The 2,288-nt window shown below is 54.1% G+C and carries 2 protein-coding genes; one reads left to right on the top strand and one right to left on the bottom strand.

Translation table 11 applies throughout. The features are described from left to right. A partial coding sequence (locus AC1QQ2_RS14010) for a hypothetical protein (RefSeq protein ID WP_479713595.1) occupies positions 1–954 on the bottom strand: 954 nt, incomplete at its 3' end. Between the two features lie 102 nt (positions 955–1,056). On the opposite strand from AC1QQ2_RS14010, the gene AC1QQ2_RS14005 reads away from it, so the two are divergent. Next, positions 1,057–2,288: DNA recombination protein RmuC (locus AC1QQ2_RS14005; RefSeq protein ID WP_479713594.1), on the top strand; the 1,232-nt coding region annotated here is incomplete at its 3' end.

Below are 2,288 nucleotides of genomic sequence, written 5' to 3'. Positions count from 1 at the left end.
GTCCTTCAATAGCCCAATCATCAGCAGTGCGGTGCTGACCATCGGTGTGTCGCGCAGAGCGGTACCAGCGGAAATATTGGCCACCACGGCTATCTGTTCCGCAGCCAGCGCCTCATTGATCACCCGCGTCACCTGCTGCAGGTTGCTATTCAGCTCGGGCACAATAATGCCAATCCGCTGCTCGGGATCGGCTTTAAGCTGCTGTGCCGCCCAGGTTGCCGCCAGCCGCAGCTCCTGTTGCGAATCCTGGGCCTCGATACGAATCACGCTACTATTCTGTGGTGTAGATTGCAGCGCACTGACCCGAGTTGAGGCGGTTGCAATAATCTTTTCCTGCAACGGCGGTATGGATTGAAAGCCATAGAGCACAATCTCTTTTTCAGCGGGCAGGGCGCCGCACTGAAAACCCTTGGCCACCAGTTGCCAGCTGCGTTGGCTGGTCAGTAATCGGTTGCGCCGCAGCAGTTCATCGTAGCGCCCGCACCAGCGCATAAAGGTGGCAAGCGATGGGTTATCGGCTTCGCCGGCTGGTGGCAATTGTTCCAGAGAGAGATCCCAGTTTTCCAGAGTTTTTAACGTGTCGCTGGCCAGTTTGACAAAGTTACCGCGCTGTTCAGCGCTATCCTCGCCAATCGCGCGCTCCCAGTAATAGCGGTTTTGCTGCGCGCCAACCAGGGCCAGGCCGTCTGTCAGGGAATGTGTCAGAGAATGATTTTGATCCTGCAGCTCATCCCAACAGGCTTTTAACCAGTGATCCACCGAGTAGACCCGCGGCAGTTGCCAGGCGCGGCAATGATTGGCAGAGTCATGATGGGTTTTGGAAGCGGATGCAGATATCTGCTCACCCCAGGCCTGAATAATCTTTGCCGCCAGCCGTTGATTGGGAGTCAGAATCAAACAGTCGCGCTGAATGGCATCGCGGAACAGACTGATATCAATAAGAGGTGGCAGCATGGGTGATGGTGTTGTCCGGGCTGGTTTTTATAAGCGATGCACTGTGGGCTCTATAATCGCAAAACAGCGGTGCAATTGACAGAGGACTGATACAATAAGCCGATGCAATTTTCTCTCGATCTTATTTCGCTTTTCTTCGCTCTCGCAGGATTTATTCTGGGGGCTGCTTTAACCGTTGCGCTGCTGCGGGGACGGGCATCAAGCCTGCAGGCAGAGCTACTCAATACCCAGCAGCAGTTGGCCAAACTTGGCGCCGAACAGGAAAAGCTCGAAGCGCTGCGGCGAGAGCTACTGGTTGGCAACAGTGCCCTTGAACAGAAGCTGCTCAGCCAGCAGAGCCACTACCAGGAACAGATCGCGCTGCTTGCGGATGCCAAGCAGACCCTGAGCAAAGAGTTTGAAAACCTCGCCAACCGCATTTTTGATGAAAAGCAGAGCAAGTTCTCGCTGCAGAGTAAAGAGGCGCTCGAGGTCACTCTGAGCCCGCTGCGCCGCGATATTGGCGATTTTCGCAAACAGGTGGAGTCGGCTTACGACAAGGAAAATGCCGAGCGCAACAAGCTGGTGGGGCAGATTAGTGAACTGCAAAAGCAGACCATGCAGGTTAGCGCGGATGCTGTTTCACTGGCCAACGCATTGCGTGGCGACAACAAGGCTCAGGGCAACTGGGGCGAGTTTATACTTGAGAAACTACTTGAAGATTCCGGCCTAACTAACGGGCGCGAATACAGTACTCAGGTGGCAAAAAAGGATGAAAGCGGCAAACGACGCAACCCGGATGTGATTGTGCACCTGCCAGAAGGGCGCGATATTGTGATTGATGCCAAGGTTAGTCTGGTCGATTACGAACGCTATTTTCATGCCGAGGATGAGGACGAAAAGCAGCTCTGCCTGCGCCAGCATCTGAATTCCCTGAGAAGTCATATCAAAGGCTTGAGCAGCAAGGACTATGAAAATCTCGATGGCGTTAACAGCCTCGATTTTGTGCTGATTTTTGTTCCGGTGGAATCGGCCTTTATGCTGGCTCTGGATCACGACCCCGAGATGATGCGCGATGCCTATGATCGCGGCATTATTCTGGTTAGCCCCAGCACATTGATGGTTACCTTGCGAACAATTAAAAACCTTTGGCGCTATGCCGACCAAAATCGCAATGCTCAGCTGATCGCCGACAAGGCGGGCGGGCTCTACGACCAGTTTGTACTCTATATCGAGGCGCTGGAGGATGTCGGCAAACATATTGAGAAGAGCCAGGAGGCCTGGGAAACCGCCCACAAGAGGCTCTCCAGCGGTCGCGGTAATCTTGTGCGACGCACCGAGGAGCTGAAAAAACT

It is taken from the genome of Aestuarium sp., assembly GCF_023253315.1.
Taxonomy (GTDB): Bacteria; Pseudomonadota; Alphaproteobacteria; order Rhodobacterales; family Rhodobacteraceae; genus Marivivens; species Marivivens donghaensis.
This window is presented reverse-complemented; position numbering and strand designations above follow the sequence as displayed.